The organism is Streptomyces sp. CNQ085, from assembly GCF_022614595.1.
Taxonomy (GTDB): domain Bacteria; phylum Actinomycetota; class Actinomycetes; order Streptomycetales; family Streptomycetaceae; genus Streptomyces.
Map to the genome: position 1 here is coordinate 43,118 of NZ_JAJFAU010000015.1, position 6,636 is coordinate 49,753.

The window sequence follows — 6,636 nt, forward strand, 5'->3', positions numbered from 1 at the left end:
GTCGGAAACCGGGTACCTCGGGACAGGCCGAGGTCTCCCGGTGAAGTGTAAAGGATTGGCAAAGCGGCAACGCGGGGGCCGGAATGGCCTCCCGCTCCCGATATCGGCCCGGCGCCGGGATCGCGGGGTGCCCCGAAAGACGCCCCGCCCCTCCTTCCGTGGCACCCCGGCGACAGCGCGGGACATCCCTGATTCTACGATTCTGTAGAAACGTTGGGGACGCGGAGGCGGAGGCGAGCCCTTGGCATTTCCGTCCGATCGCGTCGGCGCGGCCCGGCCTCCTCCTGACACCCGGAGTGTTCATCATGCCCCTGTGGAACCGTCTCGCGGAGTCCGCCCGGACGGTGCGGGGCAGGCTGACGGCGAAGAGGAACGAACTGACGGGCGGCGCGTTCCGCGACGCGAGCATGGCGATGTGCGCGCTGGTCGCCGCGGCGGACGGGACGATCGACCCGGCCGAACGCCGTCGCGTCGCCCAGCTGATCGAGCACGACGAGGTGCTGCGGAGCTTCCCGGCCGGCGAACTGCGCGGCCGCTTCGAGAACTGGCTGGACCGGCTCACCGCCGACTTCGACCTCAACCGGACCGAGGCCCTGCGGGAGGTCGCCAAAACCGCGCGCAGGCCCTCCGAGGCCCGCGCCGTCGTCCGTATCGGCATAGCCGTCGGCGGGGCCGACGGCTACTTCGACGCCGCCGAACTGGTGGTGGTCCGCGAGGTCTGCCACCTGCTCGACCTGCCGCTCCACGAGTTCGGGCTCTGACGGCGACGATGTCCGCGGCGACGCCGCACCGCCCGGGCCCGCCCCGGTCACCGGGGCAGGAGATGCGCTCCCGTCCCCCGGCGCGGGGAGGGCGCGGCGGGACGGGGCTCCGGTGACCAGGGCGGGAGCCGGTGGGGCCACCGCACGTAGGTGAGCGGCGACGTACCCGACCGGGGGACGATCACGCCGACGGGCCACACCCGCAGCGTGTAGCTCCCGGTGTGGTCGGCGGTGGTGAGCCGGAACGACAGCCCCTGGGCGAGCCGTTCGGCCGCGGCCTGCTGCTCCTCCTCGTCCGAGCACCACCGCCGCAGCTCCGCGGGCACGTCGGCGCCCCGCCCGGGCCGCTCCGGCAGATCCGGAACACGGCCGAGCGTGCCCTCCGCGGCCCACCGGGCCGTCAGCGGGTCGGGGTCGAGCCCGTCGGCGATACGGCGGGCCTGGCCGCACAGCCACCGCAGCGCGAGAACGCCGCTGGGGCCGGCGTATCCGCCCAGCAGCACCGCGACGGGCGCGCCGTCCACCGGCCCCTCGGCGGTGGCGTCGGCCCGGTAGGCGCGCACCTGCCCGCCCCACCGGCCCGGACGGAGCCCGGACCGCACCGGGCCGGGCGCGGCCGGGCGCGCACCGGGCCACTGCGGATACCGCACGGGCCCGGCGGGGCGGTCGGAGCGGGCGGAGGAGGTCGCGGGTTCGTTCGTCACGTCCCCACGGTGACCGAGGTAGCCCAGAGTGACAAGTGGTGACGCAGGGCGAACACGGTTGTTGTGTGCACCGGGAGGTGGCGCGGCGCACGGCGTGCGCCCTCGCACCGCTGCTCCGCCGCCTCTCGCCCCCCAGCGCCCGAACCCGGGCGAGGAACTCGTCGTACCTCATCGCCACCCCTCCTCATCGGCCGGCGGATGTCACCCCGGCGGTCCGTTCCGCGTTCCACGGATCACGCCGGGGAACCGCCTCGCCCGGTCGCCGCAGGCCCGGCGCCGAGCTCGGACGCGGGCTCGGGCCCGGGCCGGCGGGTGAGGAGGGGCAGTTCGCGGACGAGGGCGTCGGCCAGCCGCCGGGCCCCGCCGGGGAGGGCGCGGGTAACCGCGGTGAGGGTGTACGCGCCCGCGTAGTCGGTCAGGGCCAGGCAGACGGTCCCCGGGGCCAGTACGGGCGGCAGGGGGATGATCCGCTCCAGCGGCCGGCCGTCCAGGGACCACGGGCCGCGCGGCCAGCCGAAGGCCAGGCAGGTCACGGGGCAGAAGCCCGGCGAGCAGCTCAGCGAGGCCAGCAGACGCACCGCCCAGGGGCCGCCCAGCCGCGCGGCGGTGCCGACCGCGCGGCGGACGGTGTCCGTGCCCCCGTGGAGGGGGCCGAAGGCGGCCAGCGCGCCCCGGCAGGCCGCCAGCCGCTCCCCGGGGTCGGCGGCGGTCACCGGGAGCGGCACCCGTACCGCCGAGACGACGGTGCCGAGCATCCGGTCCTCCCGCGGTGCGCGCAGGTCCACCGGGAAGGAGCCGTACAGCGGGCGCGGTGCGCCGGGCCAGCGGTCCGGATCCCCGTGGACGGTGCGCAGGGCGCCCGCGGCGGCGGCCAGCAGCACCTCGTTGAGGGTGGCCCCCAGGCCGGGCAGGGCGCGACGGGCGGCCCGCACCGCGTCCGCGTCCACCTCCGTCCAGGCCAGGTCCGGCCGCGGGCGGAGGCCGGGGGGCAACGGCAGGGCCCGGCCCGGCCCGAGCGTCGCAAGTGGGCGGGGGCGCTCGGGGCGTTCCGGGCGGAGGGCCCCGGGCATCCCGACCGCCCGCACGCCCGTGCCCCTGCGGACGACGCGGGCCCCGCGCCCGGGGGCGCCGTCGAACAGACGGCTGAGCAGGATCTCCAGGGAGCGGCCGTCCAGCAGGGCGTGGTGGGCGGTCAGTACGACGGCGAACCGCTCCCGGTCCGCGTGCCGTACCAGGGTCAGCCGCCAGGGCGGCAGCCCGGCGGGCAGGGCGCGGGTGACGAGCCGGCCGAGCAGGCCGGTGAACGCGGCGGCGTTGACGACGGCGACGTGGCGACGGACGTCGAACCGGTCGAGCGGCAGCCAGCGGTGCCCGCGCAGCCGGGCCGGGGGCGCGGGGGGCAGCAGCACCTGCCGCAGCCGGGGAAGGCCGCCCCAGCGCTCCCCGACCCGGGCGCGCAGCGCGTCCGCCCCCGGCGGCACGCCGGTGAACAGCGCCGCCATTCCAACCGTTTCGGGAACTCCGCGCGCACCGCAGTGGACTTCTTCCGCCGGGGACAGGGAGATGCTTCTCTGCATACGCCTTCTCGCTCACCCATCGAGAAATCGCGCAAATCTTCGACGGCTCGCCCGGAAAACACACGAGTCACCTGTCCGCGCCCTTTCTGATCCTGTGTCAGTATTCTGGCGGAACACCCGGCGGGAAAGAACCGACGCCCGGACGGGCCCGGACGGCGTAACGGTCGGACCGGTGGGTGCGCCGCCGGGGGCACCCACCGGAAACCGCCCGCCGCCGCCCCGGCCCGGTTCTGAGGTCCGGGCCTCGGAACCGGTCCGGAGGAAACCCGGGGCCGTTTCCCGTGGAGTCACGGACACCGGCCGCCGGACTCCGGTCGCACAAGAACACGAACATCCATCGGAAAACCAAAAAAATCTCTCGACACCCTCTCGACGCGAACTCCTCGGGGAACAGCATGGCGGATGTCTTCGGCAAAGAACGGTCGGCTCTCCACCGCCTGGCGGCGCAGAGCGAATCCCGGCCCTATTACCGTCCCCTCTCCCCCCGGGGCGCGGAGGCCGGGATCGACGGCCGCACGGTGGTCATGGCCGGATGCAACGACTATCTGGGACTGTCGGCCGATCCCCGGGTGACCGAGGCCGCGGCCCGCGCGCTGCGCCGCTACGGCGTCTCCTGCTCCGGCTCTCGCGTGCTCAACGGCACACTCGCCATCCACGAGGAGCTGGAGGGCAGGCTGGCCGCGTTCGTCGGCGGCGAGGCCGCGCTGGTGACCACCACCGGCTTCCAGGCCAACCTCGCGCTCGCCGCCCTGCTGGACGGACGCGACGCCGTCTTCGCCGACATGTCCAACCACGCCTCGCTGGTGGACGCCGTCCGGCTCGGCGGCGCCGCCCACCACCGCTACCGCCACCGCGACCTCGGCCACCTCGACCGTCTGCTGGCCTCCTGCGGCCCGGCCCCCGGCCCCGGCAGGCTGATCGTCACCGACGGCATGTTCTCCATGGAGGGCGACCTGTGCCCGCTGCCGGGCCTGGTGGAGCTGGCCCGGCGCCACGGCGCCCGGCTGGTGGTGGACGGCGCCCACGACATCGGCCTGCTGGGCGCCGGCGGACGCGGCGTGAGCGAGTACTTCGGGCTGACCGGCGAGGTGGACCTGGTCACCGGGACACTGTCGAAGTGTTTCGGCTCCGTCGGCGGGATGCTGATCGGCCCCGCCTCCGTCGTCGAGCACCTGCGCCACAGCGCCCGCTCCGTCCTCTTCTCGGCCGCGATGCCACCACCCTCGGCCGCCGCCGCCCTGGCCTCGCTCGGCATCATCGAGTCCGAACCCGAGCGCCGGGCACGGGTGTTCGCCCACGCCCGGCGGTTGCTCGCGGGGCTGCGGTCGCTGGGCTGGGACACCGGCGACTCCACCACCCCGGTGGTGCCGGTGTACGTGGGCGACTCGCGGCTGTGCCTGCGGGTGTGGCAGGAGCTGCTGGAGGCCGGGGTGTTCACCAACGCCGTGGTGGCGCCGGCCGTGGCCCGGAACCGGGCACTGATCCGGGTGACCCCCCAGGCGATCCACACCGACGACCACGTCACCCTCGTCCTGGAGGCCTTCGCCCGGGTGCGGCGTGTCCTCGGCCCGGTCCTGCCGGCGCCGGGCGGGCCGAGGCGGCCCGAGGCGGTGGTGACGTGACCGTCTCCCCCGCGCTCCCCGCGCGTCCCGTGAGCGCCCCCTCCGCCGCCCGCACGCCCCTGACGGTCGGTCCGCTGCGCGGGCGCGCGGACACCGCCGCCTTCGCCGCCCTGCCCCGCACCCTGCACCGCGGCGACCCGTACCGGCTGCCGCCCGCCGGGAGGGACCAGCGCTTCCTGACCGACCGGCGGCGCAACCCGTTCTTCGAGGTCGGAGTGGCCGAGCTGTTCCTCGCCCGCCGGGGCCGGAGGGCGGTCGGGCGGATCGCCGCCGCGGTCGATCCCCGCTACCAGGCACTCCACGACGCGCGTGGCGGCCTGTTCGGCCTCTTCGAGTGCGCCGACGACCTCGAAGCCGCATCCGCCCTCTTCGACGCCGCCGCCGGCTGGCTGCGCGAACGCGGACTGGAGGGAATACTCGGCCCGCTGGGCTTCTCCGTCCACGACGAGTGCGGGGTCCTCGTCGAGGGCTTCGACGGCCCGCCCACCGTGATGATGCCGTACAACCCCGCCTACTACCCCGCCCTGTACGCCGCCTGCGGGCTGGTCAAGGCCAAGGACCTGCTGTCCTGGCGCGTCCCCGTGCCGCCCGGCGGCGAGCCGCCCGAGGCCGCCGCCCGCGCGGCCCGCTGGGCCGCGGACGCGCCGGACGTACGGCTGCGGCCCCTGGACCCCCGCCGCCGGGAGGCGGACCTGGCCGCCGTCCGCGCCGTCTACACCGACGCGTGGTCCGGCAACTACGCCTCCGTCCCCATGACCGGCCGGGAGTTCTCCCGCGCGATGGACCGGCTGCGTCCGCTGGTACGGCCGGAGCTGGTGTGGTTCGCCGAGGTGCGCGGCGAACCGGTCGCCTTCACCTTCTGGCTGCCCGACGTCAACCAGGCGCTGCACGCCGCCCGCGCCACACCCCTGGGCCGGCTGCGCGCGCCCCGGGCGGCCCGGCGCGTCGACCGGGCCCGGGTGATCCTCACCGGAGTACGGGCCGCTCACCGCGCCCGCGGACTGACCGCCGCGCTGCTCGCCGAGGCCCAGCGGTCGGCCTTCCGCCTGGGGTACACCGAGAGCGAGTTCTCCTGGCTGCTGGAGGACAACCGCGACGCCAACCGCTACGCCGAGGCCTTCGGCGGCGTCCTCCACCGCCGGCACCGCCTCTACCGGCGCGGCCTCACCCCGCACCCGGCCGTCCCCGCGCCCGTACCCGGAGCCCGCCGGTGAGGTACCTGGTCACCGGTGCCACCGGCTTCATCGGCGCCCGCCTGGTGCGCCGGCTGCTGGACGAGGGCCACACCGTCGCCGCCCTGGTACGGGACACCGCCCGGGCCCGGCTCCCGGCACCGGTGGAGCGGCTGGCCGGCGACCTCGCGGACGGCCGCGGCCTGCAACGGGCCGCCGCCTGGGGCGCCGACCGCGTGATCCACCTGGCCGGCACCGTCAGGGCCGCCCACCCGGACGGCTATGCCCCCGTCAACACCGACGGCACCCGCCGCCTGTACGAGGCCCTGGCCGCGCTGCCGCACCCGCCCCGCCTGGTCCACTGCTCCTCCCTGGCCGCCGCCGGGCCCTCCCCGCCCGGCCGGCCGCGCCGCGAGGACGACCCGCCCGCGCCGGTGTCGGCGTACGGCCGCAGCAAGCTCGCCGGCGAGGAGGCGCTGCGCGCGGTGGCCGGCGCCCTGCCCGGTACCGTCGTGCGCCCGCCGATCGTCTACGGTCCCGGCGACACCGACTTCCTGCCCGCGCTGCTCGCCGCGGCGCGCTGCGGCGTACTGCCCGTGTGCGGGTTCGGGCCGCGCCGCTACTCGCTGGTCCACGTCGACGACCTGTGCCGCCTGCTGCTCGCCGCGGCCGACCGCGGCGCGACCGTCGGCCCCGGTGAGGGCTCCCGCGGGATCTACCACGCCGGCGACGGCGCCGGGCACCGCGGCGAAGACCTCGCGGCAGCCGTGGCGGCGGTGACCGGCCACCGCCGGCCCACC

Annotated in this window: 6 protein-coding genes; 4 read left to right on the forward strand and 2 right to left on the reverse strand. The window is 76.3% G+C overall.

Features of this window, described 5'->3' with window-relative positions; translation table 11 throughout:
- Positions 1-305: 305 nt before the first annotated feature.
- Positions 306-761 (forward strand): tellurite resistance TerB family protein, encoded by a 456-nt coding sequence (locus LJ221_RS05170; RefSeq protein WP_241714129.1) that lies wholly within the window; start codon positions 306-308, stop codon positions 759-761.
- A gap of 47 nt (positions 762-808) precedes the next feature.
- On the opposite strand, the gene LJ221_RS05175 is transcribed toward LJ221_RS05170, so the two are convergent.
- Together LJ221_RS05175 and LJ221_RS23395 are read right to left on the reverse strand one after the other, a co-directional pair.
- Positions 809-1,465, reverse strand: a complete 657-nt coding sequence (locus tag LJ221_RS05175) for a hypothetical protein (protein ID WP_241714131.1) — start codon at positions 1,463-1,465, stop codon at positions 809-811.
- 233 nt (positions 1,466-1,698) lie between these two features.
- Positions 1,699-2,967, reverse strand: coding sequence for a wax ester/triacylglycerol synthase domain-containing protein (locus tag LJ221_RS23395; RefSeq protein ID WP_302851951.1), 1,269 nt, complete (start codon positions 2,965-2,967; stop codon positions 1,699-1,701).
- Positions 2,968-3,437: 470 nt separating this feature from the next.
- Between LJ221_RS23395 and LJ221_RS05185 the strand changes: the two genes are divergently transcribed.
- From LJ221_RS05185 to LJ221_RS05195, 3 genes are all read left to right on the forward strand, one after another.
- Entirely contained in the window at positions 3,438-4,664 is a 1,227-nt protein-coding gene (locus LJ221_RS05185) for a pyridoxal phosphate-dependent aminotransferase family protein (RefSeq protein ID WP_241714133.1), read from the forward strand.
- A complete protein-coding gene (locus LJ221_RS05190) occupies positions 4,661-5,878 on the forward strand; it encodes a GNAT family N-acetyltransferase (protein WP_241714135.1) in 1,218 nt (405 codons plus the stop codon). The genes LJ221_RS05185 and LJ221_RS05190 overlap by 4 nt, the downstream gene beginning before the upstream one ends.
- Positions 5,875-6,636: NAD(P)-dependent oxidoreductase (locus tag LJ221_RS05195; protein ID WP_241714137.1), on the forward strand; the 762-nt coding region annotated here is incomplete at its 3' end. The genes LJ221_RS05190 and LJ221_RS05195, both read left to right, overlap by 4 nt.

Bases quoted from the DNA above. Each gene is read 5' to 3' on its own strand.
- LJ221_RS23395 (WP_302851951.1), bottom strand. From the start codon at position 2,967: ATGGCGGCGCTGTTCACCGGCGTGCCGCCGGGGGCGGACGCGCTGCGC.
- LJ221_RS05185 (WP_241714133.1), top strand. From the start codon at position 3,438: ATGGCGGATGTCTTCGGCAAAGAACGGTCGGCTCTCCACCGCCTGGCG.
- LJ221_RS05170 (WP_241714129.1), top strand. From the start codon at position 306: ATGCCCCTGTGGAACCGTCTCGCGGAGTCCGCCCGGACGGTGCGGGGC.